The 17,343-nt window shown below is 39.4% G+C and carries 16 protein-coding genes; 11 read left to right on the forward strand and 5 right to left on the reverse strand.

Going from position 1 to position 17,343, the window contains the following annotated elements:
* Window positions 1-4 precede the first annotated feature (4 nt).
* From EHR07_RS10555 to EHR07_RS10580, 6 genes are all read left to right on the forward strand, one after another.
* Window positions 5-1,225 carry a ribonuclease D gene (locus tag EHR07_RS10555; protein WP_135745049.1) on the forward strand — a complete coding sequence of 407 codons (1,221 nt, stop codon included), beginning with the start codon at window positions 5-7 and terminating at the stop codon, window positions 1,223-1,225.
* On the forward strand, window positions 1,222-1,845 hold the full coding sequence (locus EHR07_RS10560; protein ID WP_409035715.1) for an NUDIX hydrolase: 624 nt from the start codon (window positions 1,222-1,224) through the stop codon (window positions 1,843-1,845). Before EHR07_RS10555 ends, EHR07_RS10560 begins: the two co-directional genes overlap by 4 nt.
* Window positions 1,846-1,877: 32 nt before the next feature.
* Window positions 1,878-2,951, forward strand: a complete 1,074-nt coding sequence (locus EHR07_RS10565; RefSeq protein WP_135745051.1) for a vWA domain-containing protein — start codon at window positions 1,878-1,880, stop codon at window positions 2,949-2,951.
* A gap of 29 nt (window positions 2,952-2,980) precedes the next feature.
* On the forward strand, window positions 2,981-3,517 hold the full coding sequence (locus EHR07_RS10570; protein WP_135745052.1) for a tetratricopeptide repeat protein: 537 nt from the start codon (window positions 2,981-2,983) through the stop codon (window positions 3,515-3,517).
* Between the two features lie 78 nt (window positions 3,518-3,595).
* Window positions 3,596-4,807, forward strand: coding sequence for a Crp/Fnr family transcriptional regulator (locus EHR07_RS10575; protein WP_135745053.1), 1,212 nt, complete (start codon window positions 3,596-3,598; stop codon window positions 4,805-4,807).
* Between the two features lie 48 nt (window positions 4,808-4,855).
* Window positions 4,856-5,161, forward strand: a complete 306-nt coding sequence (locus EHR07_RS10580) for an STAS domain-containing protein (RefSeq protein WP_135745054.1) — start codon at window positions 4,856-4,858, stop codon at window positions 5,159-5,161.
* A 140-nt stretch (window positions 5,162-5,301) separates the two neighbouring features.
* On the opposite strand, the gene gmd is transcribed toward EHR07_RS10580, so the two are convergent.
* Entirely contained in the window at window positions 5,302-6,318 is a 1,017-nt protein-coding gene (gene gmd / locus EHR07_RS10585) for a GDP-mannose 4,6-dehydratase (RefSeq protein ID WP_135745055.1), read from the reverse strand.
* Window positions 6,319-6,465: 147 nt separating this feature from the next.
* On the opposite strand from gmd, the gene EHR07_RS10590 reads away from it, so the two are divergent.
* Window positions 6,466-7,779, forward strand: a complete 1,314-nt coding sequence (locus tag EHR07_RS10590) for a porin (RefSeq protein WP_135745056.1) — start codon at window positions 6,466-6,468, stop codon at window positions 7,777-7,779.
* A 13-nt stretch (window positions 7,780-7,792) separates the two neighbouring features.
* Entirely contained in the window at window positions 7,793-8,308 is a 516-nt protein-coding gene (locus EHR07_RS10595) for a hypothetical protein (protein WP_135745057.1), read from the forward strand.
* Here EHR07_RS10595 and EHR07_RS10600 read toward each other — a convergent pair.
* Together EHR07_RS10600 and EHR07_RS10605 are read right to left on the reverse strand one after the other, a co-directional pair.
* Window positions 8,305-9,591 (reverse strand): DUF1501 domain-containing protein, encoded by a 1,287-nt coding sequence (locus EHR07_RS10600; RefSeq protein ID WP_135745058.1) that lies wholly within the window; start codon window positions 9,589-9,591, stop codon window positions 8,305-8,307. The genes EHR07_RS10595 and EHR07_RS10600 overlap by 4 nt on opposite strands.
* 9 nt (window positions 9,592-9,600) lie before the next feature.
* Entirely contained in the window at window positions 9,601-11,439 is a 1,839-nt protein-coding gene (locus EHR07_RS10605) for a DUF1553 domain-containing protein (protein ID WP_135745059.1), read from the reverse strand.
* 76 nt (window positions 11,440-11,515) lie between these two features.
* On the opposite strand from EHR07_RS10605, the gene EHR07_RS10610 reads away from it, so the two are divergent.
* Genes EHR07_RS10610 through EHR07_RS10620 form a run of 3 tightly spaced genes read left to right on the forward strand, consistent with a single transcriptional unit; the run spans window position 11,516 to window position 14,137 of the window.
* Window positions 11,516-12,586 (forward strand): zinc ribbon domain-containing protein, encoded by a 1,071-nt coding sequence (locus EHR07_RS10610; protein ID WP_135745060.1) that lies wholly within the window; start codon window positions 11,516-11,518, stop codon window positions 12,584-12,586.
* 1 nt (window position 12,587) lies between these two features.
* Window positions 12,588-13,115 (forward strand): LIMLP_15305 family protein, encoded by a 528-nt coding sequence (locus EHR07_RS10615; RefSeq protein WP_135745061.1) that lies wholly within the window; start codon window positions 12,588-12,590, stop codon window positions 13,113-13,115.
* 26 nt (window positions 13,116-13,141) lie between these two features.
* On the forward strand, window positions 13,142-14,137 hold the full coding sequence (locus tag EHR07_RS10620; protein WP_135745062.1) for an SPFH domain-containing protein: 996 nt from the start codon (window positions 13,142-13,144) through the stop codon (window positions 14,135-14,137).
* Window positions 14,138-14,229: 92 nt separating this feature from the next.
* On the opposite strand, the gene EHR07_RS10625 is transcribed toward EHR07_RS10620, so the two are convergent.
* Entirely contained in the window at window positions 14,230-15,981 is a 1,752-nt protein-coding gene (locus EHR07_RS10625; RefSeq protein WP_135745063.1) for a patatin-like phospholipase family protein, read from the reverse strand.
* A gap of 15 nt (window positions 15,982-15,996) precedes the next feature.
* Window positions 15,997-17,313 carry an MATE family efflux transporter gene (locus tag EHR07_RS10630; RefSeq protein WP_238734820.1) on the reverse strand — a complete coding sequence of 439 codons (1,317 nt, stop codon included), beginning with the start codon at window positions 17,311-17,313 and terminating at the stop codon, window positions 15,997-15,999.
* Window positions 17,314-17,343: the final 30 nt, after the last annotated feature.

Below are 17,343 nucleotides of genomic sequence, written 5' to 3' on the forward strand. Positions count from 1 at the left end.
TTAGATGCAAATCAATTCCAACTATATTCTCGTTGATACAGCAAAAGCTTTGGATTTAGCTCTGATTAATCTCAGACAGTCCAAAATCATGTCCATCGACACCGAGTCCTCCGGTTATTACACGTACTACCCCAAAGTTTGTCTCATTCAGATCAATTCTAATGGCAAAAATTACCTGATTGACCCTCTAAAAATCACAAATTTGTCAGCTTTGGGTCCTTTGTTTGAAGATCCGAACATTCTCAAAATCTTCCATTCAGCACAAGATGATATCAAAGCCTTAAAAAGAGACTTTGGGTTCAAATTTGTGAACACGGCAGATACAATGATCAGTTCTCGGTTATTGTCACTAGAACAAAGTTCATTGTCCCATGTGGTAGAACATTATCATAAAGTAACACTTTCTAAAGTAGAACAGAAGTCTAATTGGGAAATTCGCCCCCTCCAAAAACAACAGCTAAAATACGCAGCCCTCGATACCGCATATTTAGAATCCATTTGGTTAAAAATGGAAGAAGAACTCAAACGTAGATCTTTATATGATGAGGCAAAATCAGAGTTTGAATTCATAGCATCTGAAGAGTATGTTGCCAAAGAAGGAGAAGGATTCTCCCTTGGAAAATTTCCTGATATTCTAAATTTCACTCCTCTCGAAAGAAGAAAGATTTTAGAACTTCTTCGTTACCGCGACGAAAAAGCAAAACGAATCAACAAAGCAAGTTTCCGCGTTTTTAATAATGACAAACTCTCTCAAGCAGTCAAAGAACAACCTAACGAAGACAAATGTATCGAATGGTTTGGTAAAAAAGACGGATCAGAAATCTACAAACTGTTAATAGCAGAATATAGTGATCCAATTGATACCTCAGAACTTTCGAAACGTCACGGGGAAGATCTAAACGAAGAAGAGAATCATAAATTCGAAAACGCTAAAAAATGGCGACTTCGCATTATGCGCGCTAGACGAATGGAACATTCTCTTCTGCCTTCCAACAAACAACTTATCGTTATTTTACGAGCAGCACCCAAAAACTTGGAAGAACTAAAAGCATTACATGTATTTTCCGATTGGAAAGTACAAAACTATGGTCCTAGTTTACTTGCTGCCATCCAAGGACTTCCTTTTGATTCGATGATCAACCGTTTGGTGGCCATTCGTTCCAAAGAAGCATTTGTTGCCAAACGTAGGAAAAAACAAAACCAAAACTCGAAAGACGAGGGTTGATGTTACCCTACCAGTCCTTTGTAGAAAAACTTTCAAGGGACTTCGAGGCAATTCCTGACACATCAGAAATCAAGTCAGGAGTGATTTTTCCTTTGTTCGGATCCAAAGATACAGCAGAAGGTATCATTCTTACAGAACGTTCCAAACATCTAAAATCTCACCCTGGCCAAATTTCATTTCCGGGTGGGGTTAAGGAAAAACAAGATCCCAATCTCCTAGTCACGGCTCTTCGGGAATGGGAAGAAGAGATGGGAGTCCATCGTTCTACCTTAAATGTCCTTGGAAAACTAGAAGGTCTCCATACAAGAACCGGTTTTCATATTACCCCGTTTTTAGCCATTTATGAAGGGGATTTGAGCTTTCCGCATAATACAGAGGAAGTGGACCGGGTCATCCTCCTTCCCTTTTCCGACCTTTGGACCATACCTTTTTATGCCATCCAAGTCCCGGGCCGGGAACATTTTGCTTATTATTTTGATTTAGGTGACGGTCTCCTTTGGGGTGCAACCTGCGAAATGATTTTGCGATTCCTACGAGAACATTCCTCCTTTGACAGGACCCCTCTTCTTGTGAAACCAAACCTTCTGAAACCTCCTTTTTTAGATCCCAAATCTCTCTAAGGTCAATTCCCGTTTTCGCCGATGGTGTACAGGTGCGGAAAAAAAATAAAAACCAAGGACAATCTTCGATCCGATTTTCTGTCTTTGTTGGTTGTATTTTATTTTTACTTTCCAATTTTCCCCTTTCGGCCCAATCACAACCTAATAAACGATATGTGTTTATCTTAGATGCCAGTGGCTCTATGGCTGAAAAATGGGATGGGAAAACAAGGATGGCGGTTGCCAAAGAAAAACTTTTACAAGTTCTTGGTGGTCTTCCCAAAGATGTGAGTGTGGGTCTTGTCGCTTACGGTAACCGAATTGCAGGTTGTTCCTCAGCCAGATTGTACCACCCCATCCAACGAGGGGCCGCATCCCTTGTTAGTCAAAAAATTTCTAACATTGTTCCTGCAGGATCTACTCCCATTGCCCAAACCTTAAGTGTTGTGGGAGAATTTCTTTTGAATGATGTACAAGAAACTGAAATTATTTTTATCTCGGATGGTGTGGAAAGTTGTGACGGGGATCCCAAAGCAGTACTGTACCAATTGAAAAATTCTGGAAAAAAATTTCGTTTGCAAGTGTTAGGGATTGATATTGATCCACAAGGAGAAGAAGATCTAAAAAGACTTTCGATTCTTGGAGATGGACATTATTATTCTTTAAAACGTCCCGAAGATTACGATTCTTCTTTTAAACGGATCTTTTATAAATCCGAAGGGGAACAGGCTCTGGTCTCTGAAACCACCAAATCCCAAACAAACCTACCCACAAATTCCCAAAACGAAATCAAAATTTTAAATATTCTACCTTATGAAGACGGATCTGAATCCGGTTACATTCTAAATTACGAATATAGTGGCCAAACCAACACTTCTTATATGGTTCAATTATATGTTTTTCCAGAGGAAGAAAAACAAAGAAGTTTTCCCATTCCACCTTTGCGAGAACGTAGGATGGGTGACCTCACCAAACACCAAGTTGCCTTCCAAACGGGACCAGAGGGAAAGGGACATTGGATCTTTCGATTGCCCACAGGAAAAAGGATGCGAGCCTCTGCAGAATTATGGGATTTAACAGGAATTCCGAAAATTCTTGCCATTTCCGAAGAAAAACCCGTTCAGTAGAACCCTAGTTTCAACCGAAATTGATAGTAATGAGACAGAATTCTACAGTATGGAATCTTTTCAAACGGGCCATTTCTGCTCTGGGAATCCTCGTTTTTCTGGGTTTTTTGCCCCTTACTCTTTCCGCAGAACGTTCCATCAGTCAAATTTTTGCCAATGAACGCACCAAACAAGGTGATCTTCTTTACCAAAAGGCGAAAGAGTTTTTGGAAGACCGAAACCACTACCAATCTGTAGAATCATGCAAAAGTTTTCTGTTACTCTATCCGGGCCATCCCAAAACAAGAGATATTAGGAAGATTTTAAGTTCCAACTACCGCATGACGGGAGATATTTTAGCTCTTGCGGAAAATGAACTAAAAACTTATAAAGAATTTCCCAACACAGAAGAAGGGCTCGAATCCTACCTAATTTCAGGAAAAGCCTTTGTGCGTATGGGCCGGGAAGATAAAGCCTATCAGATTTTTCAGGACATTATCAAAAATACGTATTCTAGCAAAATTGCACAAGAAGCGGAATTAGAACTGACTCAGATGGAAATTTTAGGAGAGAGTAAAAATAAGTAATTTTTACGAAAATATTGCCCTAGGGATCTCCGATAATAAACTAGGCACGTTGAGCAAAAAGGGTTCAGAGATTTAAGAATGTCGTTTTTTCAAATGGTTACTTTCCCAGCGAACTCCTACATCATTGTAGAGGGGAAAAAGGATGCGAACAATTTCTATATCATCCGTGAGGGGAAGGTACGTGTTACACGCGAGACTGCTGTTGTCGGAGAAGATCCCAACCAAGTTTTAGGACCTGGTGACTTCTTTGGTGTGGTTGCGGCCATGAGCCAACATCCACAAATCGAATCTGCTACTTCCCTTACTAATGTATCTTTAATCTCTGTTAGTTATGACCAGTTTGGAACTCTAATCCAAAAGTCTACGGCAGTTGCTATGAATATCATTCGTTTCTTCTCCATGAAGTTACGACAATTTGATACTACAATCACTCGTTTATCCTTTCGCAATGCTGTCGAAGAAGATCCAAACGAACTTTTTAAAATTGGTGAATATTACTTCCAACAACAGAATTCTTCACATGCGACTTTCGCATACCAAAGTTATCTAAAACATCTTCCGAATGGACAGTTTGTACCGCAGGCAAAGTTGCGATTACAAACCATGAACCAACCATTCCAATCTCCTCCCATTGATTACACAAAATTCAATCGGAACTATAAAGATAGTGAGATGATCTTTTGTGAACATGAACCGGGTAAGGAATTATTTATCTTACAAAGTGGAAAGGTAAAAATTTCCAAAATCGTAAACCAAAACGAGGTGATGCTCGCTGTTCTCCAAGCAGGAGATATTTTTGGAGAGATGGCCATCCTTGATAACAAACCTCGCTCTGCTTCGGCAGTGGCTGCAGGTGATGTGGAACTTCTTGCCATCAACAAAGCCAACTTTGAAGGGATGGTGAAAGCACAACCGCAATTGGCAACAAGGCTTATCACTCTCCTTTCTGAAAGAATTTGGATTGCTTACAAACAATTAGCAAACTTACTCCTCAAAGATCCTCAAGGCCGTATCGTTGATACACTGATGACCTTGGCCGAAAAAAATCGAATCAAAGTGGCTCCCAAACAAGCTTATAATTTTGAAATCGGAACCAAAGACCTTCTCAAAATGGTGGGTCTTACTGATCCAAAAGACGAACTGATCATATCTGATATCATGAAAAATAATAAATTTATTCGGATGGATATGGGAAAAATTGTTTGTTCAGACATGGCAGAACTAGAAAAACTCGTCCAATTCTATCATAAAAAGGCTAATATGGAGAATAAGCTAAAGAAGCTGAAATAACTTCTTGCCAGCATTCCTCTCCTGACTTATGTTAGAGGCCACGGAAATATGAGCGATAAGATACTAGTTGAAGAAAAGGGAAATACGATCCGCGTTCGTTTTATGGATCAAATTCTCGACGGAAATGCACCGGAGTTGCGGGAAATTTTAGCGGAGATTCTGGAAAAGAATGTTCAAGAAATTTCTTTGGATTTAGAGAAAGTAGTCATTGTGAGTTCTCTCGGAATTTCTCGTTTGTTATCATTCAAAAACAAAGCCGATGAAAAAAAGATGACAGTGAAAATTGTCAACATCCAAGAAAAACTAAAAGAGACATTGAAGAAATTGATGTTGGATCAGTTTTTTGGTCTTTAAACCGAGTTTAGATTCTTTTCCTATTAACCCAACAACATATTCAAAATCATAAACCAAGAGTTTGTCAACTGGCACAAATCTCTTGGTTTTCAATCCCAAGTTTTAGTAATAAATTGTATTTCCAAAACTAGGGAATCTATTTAAAATCCTTGGTCCTTTAAATCAGCTTCCATCATGATTTTCACCAATTCTTTGAATTTCACTTTTGGCTCCCAACCTAACTGACGTTTTGCTTTTTCAGGATTTCCAATAAGGAGTTCTACTTCCGTTGGCCTGTAGTATTTTGGATCAATTTTTACTAAAACTTGGCCGGATTTTTTGTCCTTACCAACTTCTTTATCGTCTTTCCCTTCCCAAACTACTTCGAAACCGGCAATTTTATAAGCCTCTTCGATAAACTCACGAACTGTATGTGTTTCATTGGTTGCTACTACATAATCGTCAGGAGTGTCTTTTTGTAACATCATCCACATCATTTCTACGTAATCAGGAGCATATCCCCAATCGCGTTTGGAATCAATGTTACCCATAGTGATATGAGGAAGTTTTCCTGCTTTCACAGCAGCCACTCCAAGTGTGATTTTTCTTGTCACAAAGGTTTCTCCACGTCTTGGAGATTCGTGGTTAAATAAAATTCCATTGGATGCGTGCAATTTGTACGCTTCACGATAATTGACTACAGCCCAATATGCATAAAGTTTAGCCACAGCATAAGGTGAACGCGGATAAAATGGTGTTTTTTCAGTTTGTGGCACTTCTTGGACAAGGCCGTAAAGTTCCGAAGTAGATGCTTGGTAAAATCGGGAATTGATTCCTGTTTGTTTAATCGCATCTAAGATTCGTAATGTTCCCACCGCATCCACTTCTGCCGTGTATTCAGGGACTTCGAAGGAAACTTGAACATGAGATTGTGCGGCCAAGTTATAGATTTCAGTGGGTTGGATTTTTTCTAAGATTCGGTTTAGGTTCGAGGAATCTGTCATGTCTCCATAATGAAGGTGGAGATTCGGGTTTCCATGCAGGTGTTCAATGCGATTGCGATTGAAAAGGCTCGTTCTACGAACGATTCCGTGGACTTCGTATCCTTTTTGTAAGAGGAGTTCTGCCAGATAGGACCCGTCTTGGCCTGTGATTCCGGTGATGAGTGCTTTTTTCATAGATCAGGGATCAGTATTTTAAGTTTCTTCGGTAAGAAAAGGAAAAATGGGTCAGGAAGGTTAAATAATCCGAAAATTTAAGACCGATTTCCTTTTGCCATTTCCTCCATCCTGTCAACTGTGACATTTATTACAAAATTTACGTTTATGTTACATAAGAATCGAATTCCAGTCCAATATGTATTTCTCTTTTTGAGTTTCTTTTCCTTTCCTTTTGTCGTTATGGCAGAAGAAAAAACGGAACCAAAAATAGAAACAGGTTCTCAACAGAAAAGTTCAGAGAATTCCCCGCAACCTCCGGCAGCAACGGCGCAGGTGACAACGGCATCAGAAAACAAATCCAATTGGGAAACAGGACTAGGAAAAGGAATTCGTGGCACATCTACAGACGGCAAACACAATATCCAATTAAGGTTTCGATCACAAGTCCAAGGAAACCAAAGTTTTCAACTAGATCCATCTCAAGATACAACAAACTTTCTTGTTCGCCGTACCAGATTACAACTCAAAGCAGGATTATTCAATGATACATGGCTTGTGAACTTACAAATGGGTTTTGCCGAACGAGATATGGAAAGCCAAAGAAGGAATACATTACGTGATGCGAATATTGTCTACAACCAGTATCGTGATGTAAAAATCGCCTTTGGTCAAATGAAAGTTCCCTTCAGTAGACAACGTTGGAATTCATCCAGTGCCTTACAAACTGTAGATAGATCATCAGTCACCGCAGAATTTAATTTAGATCGTGATGTGGGAACTTATCTTTTTTCGGAAGATCTTTTTGGCAGCAAACGAATGTTTGCTTACTACTTAGGTGTTTTTGGTGGACAAGGGAGAAACCGAGTCGAAAGACAAACTCCCGGTGTGTTGACTGTTGCCAGATTTATTTTTTCTCCTTTTGGTGGAATGTCAAAATCTGGTTCTGATAATGATTGGTTGTCAGAAAGTGATTTTGCCAGATACAAAGAACCAAAATTATCGATTGGTGTTTCTGGGGCTTACAATAAAAATTCCGATAGGTCACTGAGTACCCATGGTGTTGAATATAATTTTGCAAAATTCAATTATAGCCATGCTGCAGGAGATATTTATTTCAAATGGATGGGTTTTTCCTTTCAATATGAGTGGTTGTGGCGAAGAGCAAACACGGCTTATGTGGAAAAAACAGTCAACACGTCACTTTCCAGAGAATATTCCAGAAGTGGACAAGGTCATTTTGTCCAATTGGGCTACCTTTTTACAAATCAATATGAACTCAGTTTTCGATTTGGGGAATTTCGACCTTTAGGAGAAACAGATCCCAATTTGAAATATTCTCGTGAAGTGGGAGGAGCACTTTCCTATTACTTTGCAGAACATAATTTAAAATGGCAAACTGACTATTTTTATTACACAGGAACTCCCACAGCCGCAGAAGGAGACCACGTAGTTCGAACACAAATTCAGGTATTTTACTAAAATGAACCCATTTATGAAAACATTGATCACTATACTTTTGTTAGCTTTATCTTTAGAACAATGTAAAACACAAAGGGAAGATAAAATTAAAGAAACACAGACGAAATGCCTGCAAACTTTGTATTTGGCTAGTTTGAATGCAGGAAAATCTGGTTTTAGTGGAAGTTTCCAATTTTTAGGTTCTTGTTCTGCTACTTCTAACGACTCACCATCTTGTACGGAACAATATGGCTTGGTGAAAGAAGAAATCTCTTGTCCATTGGGATTTACAAAGTCCTCCTCCAAATGTTCTATCCAAAACCTAGTGGGAGTATGTCGTTACCAACCCAACGGAGATACAACCAAAGTCACTACAGTGGTATATGCAAAACCAAATGATACAAGGGAAGCTGCCATCGCCAACTGTCAATCCTATGGAACAGGTTCCCAATTTACAGAAACCTATTTGAATCCAGGAGATAAATCCACTTCGCTTGATACCATTCTTACAAACGGTTATCTTTGTATCGATAAAGCACAAAAAAACTAAAACAAACCTTCATAGACTTTGGCTTTCTTCGTGGTCAATAAAAACGGACGGCCAAAGGAGTTGGTAAGTACACCTTCGGGGTTGACTCCTGCTGCTTGGTAAATGGTGGCAATGAGATCTCTTACATGAAGCGATTCCTTTGGATTTAGAGGTTTGGAACCTGTTTCATCAGTTTCCCCTAACACAAATCCTTTGGCAAAGGGACCACCGCCGAGCAAAGTAGACCAAACTTTCGGATGGTGGTCACGACCGTCTCTTGATCCTACATCAGGGGTTCTTCCAAATTCACTGGTAAGAACAAATAACGTTTGTTTCATGAGACCAGTATTGTTAAGATCTTCTAACAAAGCTGCAATTCCCATGTCGGTTTCTTTCATAATTTTAGTAATTTGTGCTTTGTTTCCCGTATGTGTGTCAAATCCTCCAATGGAAATATGGATGAAAGGAACTTCCTGTGCCGCAAGACGTTTGGCAAGTAACATCGCTTTGCCTTGCCAAGTGGTTCCGTATCGTGCCCGTGTTTTTTCCTCTTCCAAACTGATGCGAAAACTATCGATGTTTTTGGAATTGCGAAACTCTTCCGCTGCCACGAGCATATTTTTCCAATGTTTGGATTCTTTTGTCGGATAAGTTTTAGAAAACTCCTCATTCATAAAAGAAACCAAATCTTTTCTTCGAAGAATTCGATCTTCTGCAAATTTTCCATAGGATGGATTTAGGTGTTGGATGGGTTCATCCACATTTCCAACATGATAACCAGAATAATCGATTCCAAGGAACCCAGAGTTCCCATTTTTTCCACCACGGCCACCAATCGTCACATAACTTGGAAAATACGAAGATTTGACTTTTGCTTTTTTAGCATAAGCTATTACAGCACCAAAATGAGGAATGTCTGGAAAGCCCATCGCTTCTGTCATTCGGTATCCTGTTCCCAATAACATTTGTGCAAAACCATGATCTCCTTCTTCACTCCATGTAGACCTAACGATTCCAATCGAATGTAATTGTTTGGCGGTAAGAGAAAACGGTTCCAATACAGATAACCCTGAGATACTGGAGTTTACTTTTCCAAATGCACTATTCGGTTTAGGATCCAATGTATCCACATGGCTCATCCCTCCCATCATTTCAATAAAGATGACGGACTTTACTTTAGAAGGAAGGGCAATGGATTCCTCTTCTTCTTCCGCATGTAAACTTCCAAAGGGATTTGTAGAAAACAAAACGGGACTGAGTCCCAAACTGAGGATTGATTTTTTTAAAAATTCTTTGCGATCCATGAAAATTCCTTAATTGATATGTTGGAACTCTTGGCTATTGATCAGAGCCCAGAGAATGTCTTGGAGTAAGTCTTTGTCAAAAACAGAATCTGGTTTTAACATAAGTGTTTTTATCTTTTCTTTTTCTAAAGGACTTGGCTCTCGACCTAAAAGTCGAAAGTAAAGATTGGAAATAACCAAATTCATTGATTTTACTTGGTCAAACTCTTGTTTCACCAAAGACTCTTTATTCCCAAAATCCCAAACCAGTTTTCCCACCACACGACCGTTCATCAATGTTAACATTTGTTCGATGGTAAGTTCAGAGATATCATCAGAAATATCCACTCTTGGTCCAGACCCAAAAACAGATAAAATGCTATGGTAAGGTGCAGGTCTTTCCACCTCCACTGCGTTTGTGAATTCCTTTAAATTGTCTTGGGGAAATCGAATGGAACCCGTACCTGTCAAATCATAAGGTTTTTTATCCATAAGGCCAGAGAGCCAAGATAAATTCCTTTCTCGAATGTTACTGATTTTTTGGGAATCAGAGACTCGAATGAGAGAGTTTAGGAGTTGGTCACTATCCAATCTTTGTGGTGAAAAATACCGAATGGGGTCTTGGTCGTTTGGACTTTTTGTCAGCGAACGATTGTAAACATTCGAAGTGACAATGTATAAAATGAGTTCTTTTAGTTTTAAGTTGTTTGCCAAAAAATAAGAATCGAGATGGTTTAGGATCTCTTCCCCTGTCACCACAGTGTCTTCATTCCAGTCATCAAGTGGTGTGAAAAAACTCCAACCCATAAGTTCGGTCCACACCCGGTTGATGATTACTTTGCGAAACCTGTCATTGGACTTACTGGTTAACCAATCAGCAAAGGCTTTTCTACGATCTTCACCAGGTTTTAGTTTGGCTTCCTTTCCGTCCAAATACTTGGGCCGAACCAAATCTCCACCGGGGGCATCATCCGTATGAGGAAATCGAAGGCCGAGTTTCGGTTGGTAGAAAAGTGTGGCATACTCTACTTCATGTTTCTTTTGATAGTCTTTTCGTTGTTCGTCGGTCCATTTGTTCCAATTGTCTCGATTCCATTCATTGTTTTTGTCTTGGAGATTTTTTTGGTCTTCCATAGGAAGATGGACTTCTAATTCTCTTGGAACATAACTGAATGTTTTTCCATAACGATCTGCTTCCCAACTTCCATCCCGAAAGAACTGTTGGCTAAAAAAAGCAGCAAGTGCATAATAATCTCTTCTGGTAAAATCCGAAATATAAGGATGGTCATGGCATCTGGCACAAGCCACTCGTTTTGCATAAAATAACCTTCCCACATACTCCGCTGTTTGTAATGGATCAGCCCCATCACGGATGTAAAACATGGTAGCAGGAGAATCTTTTACATTGCCAGTCGATGTTAACATCTCTTGCACCAATTGGTCATAGGGTTTGTTTTTATGAAGCGAACCCGCAATGTATTCAAAGAATTTGCCTGTAGGAATTTTTCGACCTTTGGATTTGTCCCGCAACATGGAAGTAAACTTAGTCCCCCAGTATTCGGCAAACTCAGGTTGTTTTAAAAAATTAACTGCGAATGATTCTAAACTTTGGTCGGAAGGTAGAGCTTCTAGTTCTTTCCATTCGGCGACACTGGGAATCACTCCTCGTAAATGAAGGGAAAGTCTTCGAAAGGTGATTTTCCTTTCCGCATTAACTACATTAGGTGATAATTTCAAATACAAACTATCCAGTGGATGAACTGCATTCTGTTTTGATCGTGACTGAAGGTATCCAAGAGAGAAAATCAGAACGACAAAAGAAAAAAGGAAATAGCGAAACTTAAGAACTAGATTTAGTACCAATCTCATTTTGCAAAGATTCTACGTGGGATTTTGCGAATTGAAAATATTTTTCTTGCAAAAGTCAATTTTTTGCAAATAAACCTTGGTTGCGATGGCAGAAGAAAGAATCTATGAAATGCTTTGGGACTGCGAATTTTGCGGGTCAAAAAAATTACTCGGTAAAACACATAGGCATTGTCCCAATTGTGGAGCCACACAAGACCCAAGTCGTCGATACTTTCCAAACGATGCAGACAAAGTTGCTGTCCAAGACCATATCTATTATGGAGTCGATAAGGTTTGTCCTTTTTGCCAAACTCCGAATGGAGCCAAAGCCACGTTCTGTGGAAACTGTGGAGGTTCCTTAGATGGTGCACAAAATGTCAAACTCAGATCCGATCACGATGGAATCACAGAAGACTCTGTCCAAAAAGCTAAAGAAGATTTAGCCTTCCCCAATTCCGAATACATCAAACCTCATCCCAAAACTCCCAAATGGGTTTTGTGGTTATTGGGAACCATTGTGATTGGTGGGATTGGATTTGTTTGTCTTGGCGTTTTATGGACGGAAAAAGTAGAATTACAAATCACTCACCATGAATGGTCTCGCACAATCGCCATCGATCAGTTCAAACCAGTTTCTGAATCCGAATGGTGTGACTCTATGCCTATGGGTGCGTACAGTGTGTCCCGCAGTCGCCAAGTCAGAAGTTATAACAGCATTCCTGATGGAGAAGATTGTCATACTGTTCGTTCGGATCGTGGAGATGGAACCTTCTCTGAAAGTGAAAGTTGTACTACCAAATACAGACAAGAACCTGTGTATGATGACCATTGTAGTTACCGCATCGATAAATGGGCCTTTGATAGAAATGCTGTGGCCAAAGGATTTGGAACCACACAAGAACCCTATTGGCCCACTCCTCAAATTCGCGAATGTGCAAACACAAGTATTGGTTGTGAACGTTTAGGACCCAAGGAAGAAAAATATATAGTTCATTTCACAGAGTCTAGCGGAGAAACCAAAGGAGAAAAACATGACTGTGATTTTGATATGGCCAAATGGAAATCATTACCAGCCAAAGGGCTCTACCAAACTGAAAAAAGTGTCATTTTTAACTACATCACTTGCGACACCATACAGACGTTAGAAGGAAACGCAACAGAGGAATAAAATGGACCAAACTTGGTTAAAAACAACATTAGAACGTTTTAAGAACGAACAAGATCCCATTCGTAAGTTTTTAAAAGAAACCAAACTATTCGAAGAAGCTCTTGCCAACCAAGAGTATGAAAAAACCGATTTTCTCATTCGAAAAGAACTCGGAGGAATTCTTACCTCTTTTAAAGAAAGTTTTCGTAAACTAGAAGAAGGTTTTGTTGCGAAAGCACAAATCCAAAACATTGGAAAAACAAATCCTGCTACTACACTCCTCGATCGAATCATTATGAAAGTAGGTTCTGCTGGTTATGGACTGAATGGACTCGGCGCGGGAGTCAAAGCCACAGCAGAAGAAATGGAAAAATTACTCAACCATGACTTTTCGATGTTGGAAAAAGTGGGGAACTTACAAAAAGAAATTTTGGATACCCTTCCCGGTGCATTTGTGACTAACCCAGAAGCCGCAATTGAATCCTTCAACAAATCACTGTTAGATTTTGAAACACAATTTGAATCAAGAAACTCAATCTTTTTAAAATAATAAAATCAGGAAATAAGGAATAAACCATGGCACTAATCGATAGAATTAAATTTGAAGGTAGTCCCAATGAAATCGTTTGGAAGTATCCATCTGATGAAATCAGTACCGCAGGGCAACTGGTGGTGGATGAAAACCAAGAAGCCATCTTTTTTAAAGAAGGTAAGGCATTGGATACTTTTGGTCCAGGAACTCATACTTTAAAAACGGGAAACATTCCCATCCTTGAAGCTCTCGTCAATCTTCCTTTTGGTGGAAAAACTCCATTTACAGCAGAAGTTTATTATGTAAACAAAGCAATCTTTGCGATGAAATGGGGAACCAATACTCCTATCCCTTTGGAAGATCCAAAATACAAAATTGTATTAAACATTCGTGCTTTTGGTGATTATAAATTTAGAATCAAAGATGCAAGATCCTTTTTACTGAATGTAGTGAAAGGTGGAAATCGAACTACCAACGAATCCATTGATGAATTTTTAAAACCAAATATAGTTCGTGGGATCGGTGATTTTATTTCGGAAGTTATTTTAAATAACAATACATCTGTTGTGGAGATCAATAAATTCAGAGATGAAAGTTCCACTGCTGGAAAAGTCAAACTGGCCCCTGAATTTGAAAAATATGGAATCGACTTAACAGAGTTTAACGTATCTTCGGTGAACTTTGACCAAAACGATCCCAACTACCAAAGAATCCAAAAAATCATTACCGATAAATTCGAAATCGATATGCTCGGCGATAAATACCAACAAAAGAAAATGTTTGATATTGGACAAGCTGCCGCAGAAAACGAAGGCCAAGGTGGTGGTGCGATGGGTGCCGGGATGGGCATGGGAATGGGGATGAACATGGGCCAAATGATGGGCAATATGATGAACCAAGGGGGAGGCCAAAGTGGTGCAGCTCCAGCAGCCAATGATCCGGCCGCAAGGATTGCCAAACTAAAAGGATTACTCGACCAGGGTCTCATCAACGCAGAAGAGTTTGAAGCAAAGAAAAAAGAAATCCTTTCTTCTTTGTAAAATTGATTTAAACTTAAAAACATTCACTCCACCGATCGAAACTATATAGCTTTCGTTAGGTAGAGTGATTTAGATTGTAAATCAAACAATTGTTAAGAAAACAATTGTTTGATCTCTGCTAAGTTTGCTTCTGCTTCCTGTTCCCCTTTATCAATGATTTCTTGGTAACGAGCAAAATCAAATAATTGAAATTCTTCTAAATGGAAGTGTACAAAAAGATCCATTTTAGGTCGTTTGAGGCGAGTGATTTCTCTTCCTTCCAAAGTAATGGTTCTTGTCATAATCTGTAAGATAGGAGGGTATTTTAAAGTATCCCAAATATAACGAAAGAATCCTTTTTCTGTTGTGTTTCTGTCTTCGAAAAGTTTGACCGGAACAATTTCTTGTAAAGGAGACACGTTGATTCCCATCACCACATCCGCACCCTTAGAACGAATGAGATTTTCGGGAACGTTATTGATCATTCCGCCATCCACTAATAGTTTTTCACCAAGTCTGTAAGGAGGAAAGGCACCAGGCAAACTCATCGCACTGGTGAGAGCTTCTGTAATGGGACCTTGGTCAAAAATATGTTCTTTGCCTGTTTGTAAATCCACCGCGGAAGTGGCAAAAGGGAGAGGTAATTCTTCAATTCTTTGGTCACCAAACCCTTTTTTTAACATCCGTTTCATTCGTTTTCCTTTAAAAAAGGCAACAACTGGGATCGTTGGATCGAAGGCACTTTCCAATCCACCAAAGAAATTTTTAATCATCTCTTCAATTTCTACCGGTGAATTTTTTCTCGCATACAGGGCCGCAATCACAGCTCCCATCGATGCACCAGAAACAAAATCAAAATGAATTCCTTCTCTATGTAATACTTTTAACAAACCAACATGCGCAAGGGCTCTGGCACCACCACCACCTAACGCCAAACCTCTTGTTTTTGCGACGAGATACCTTGCCAATGTATCTTTTTGATAAAAGGTTTTGAGTGATTGGTCTTGGGGAAGGTAACTTTTACGAACACCGCTTTCCATCATACGAATGGCGCGACCTTCAAAGTTTCGAATTCTAGTTTTCCAAAAACCTATGATCTCTTCTTTTTCTTTATAAAACTTTTCTGGTTCATCTTCCCAAAAAACTATGAAGTCGGATTGAACGACAAGATAATGCAAATCCATTCTGGAAGTGGATTCATCAAAATAAATATGAAGTAAGGGAGTTTTACTTCTAAGATTGGTTAGATACTCAGAAATTTTTGTGGGATCCATTCCTTTAAAAGTAGAAATAGGAATGGCAGATGATAATTTTTTGGTAACCTCACCATACTCGTCTAAGAAAGATTTTACTTTTTCACCAAAATGATATTCTGGTTCTAAAGGAAGATGAACACATAACCTTCGTAAGCCTGGAAATGTATCTTTATGACTAGAACGGTCTAAATTCTCTCGCATCCGAGAGCCCATCATTTGGATGATGTTTTGTGCAAATACCTTCTCTTGAGATGCTAATTGCAAAAATAATTTACCATTCAAAACATAAACAAGGGTATCGATGACAGCAATGGCAGATGTGGAATGGTTGGAACTAGAGATCAGTGAGTTCTCTGCCAATACTTGGCCAGAACCTACATATACATGATTTTGACCAGCAACGTTCTCAAGAAGGATTTCACCGTATCTGACAATGTAAATCGATTCCGAGGACTCTCCTTTATAATAGAGAGCCTCGTGGCTTCGAATTAATTTTTCTTGGACATTGTTTGCCAGTCTTAAGAGAACTGCAGGGGGAAGTTTTTTGAACAAATCCACAGACTTTAAAAAGTTTTGTATGGCCTGTCGTTCAATCTCTGTTCGTTTCATTTTCCCCTCGTTCTATTAAATTCGTATGTTCACCCACTCCTTCTTACGAAATTTTCTGACAAAAATCACTGCCATGAGTAAAATCCAAATAAAAAACGCAGACCATATTCCAAAATTACCCCACGCTAGGACAATCCCGAATAAATAAGCCAACGGCAACATGATGATGAAAGATACAATAAGATAAACAAACATCACATAGTACATCATTCCAGCACTACGAAGTGCAGAACCAATCACCATATGATAGGCATCTCCCACTTGGATGAGGGCCACAATACAGAGAGCAGGATAAGCTACCTTGGCAACAGCAGGTACATCAGTAAAAAGACTAATGAGCCAAGGTCCTCCAATGATAAAAAAGAGTCCCATACTTCCCATCACAATAGCAGAGAAAGTAGCCGAACGCATGGTTCCTTCATAAGCCAATCGTAGTTTTCCTTGTCCCATCGATTGTCCGAGAATGGTAGTGGCCGCAATCCCAAATGAAAATCCAGGCATAAAAGACAAACTAAGACATGTTAATACTACGCTTGCCGAGGCAAGAGTGGTTGTGCTAATCATGCCTGCAATTTTATAAAATCCAGAAAATGCAAAGTTAACGAGTGTTCCTTCTACAGCGGGAGCAAATCCAACCATACAAAGTTCTTTGATGATTTCAAAACTAGGAGTAAAGATTTGATACTGAAAGAACTTGATCACATCTTTACGGAAAAAATAAAACACCACAATCAGAAGTGCAGGAACAGAAGATAAACTAGAGGCAATGGCCGCACCCTTCACTCCCCAAGCTGGAAAACCCCAGTTTCCAAAAATGAGTAACCAATTAAAAAAGATATTGGTGACAGCAGCTAAAATGGAAGAAATCATCCCCACCTGCACAATTCCAATCCCGTCAAAAAATCCGCGTAAGGCGAACCCAACAAAAAATAGAACTGTACCAATAAATCGATAGGAAAGATAAACTCCCGCCACTTCGATCACTTCCGGATCATCTCCAATCCAACCCATAAATTGCGGAGCGTAAAGAAATCCAAAATAGGACAAAAGAGATCCTAAAACTAAAGACAAATATACGGAGTTAACTAGAGTAATTCCGACTCCTTTGTCATTTTTTTCGCCAAATCGACGTGCTACGATGATTTGAACAGCCATTGATCCACCCATAAGAAAGGCGAAGATGGAAAAATAAACCATTCCACCAAATCCAACTGCGGCAAGAGGAACCTCACCTAATTTCCCTACCATAGCAGTATCTGCCACCATAATGGCTGTATAACTAATCATTCCAAAAAAAACAGGGATTGCTAATCCAAGAATTTTCTGATTCAATCGAGTTGGCTTCAAGATGCGTCTAATTTT

Origin of the sequence: Leptospira bandrabouensis, assembly GCF_004770905.1 — a bacterium.
GTDB lineage: Bacteria > Spirochaetota > Leptospiria > Leptospirales > Leptospiraceae > Leptospira_A > Leptospira_A bandrabouensis.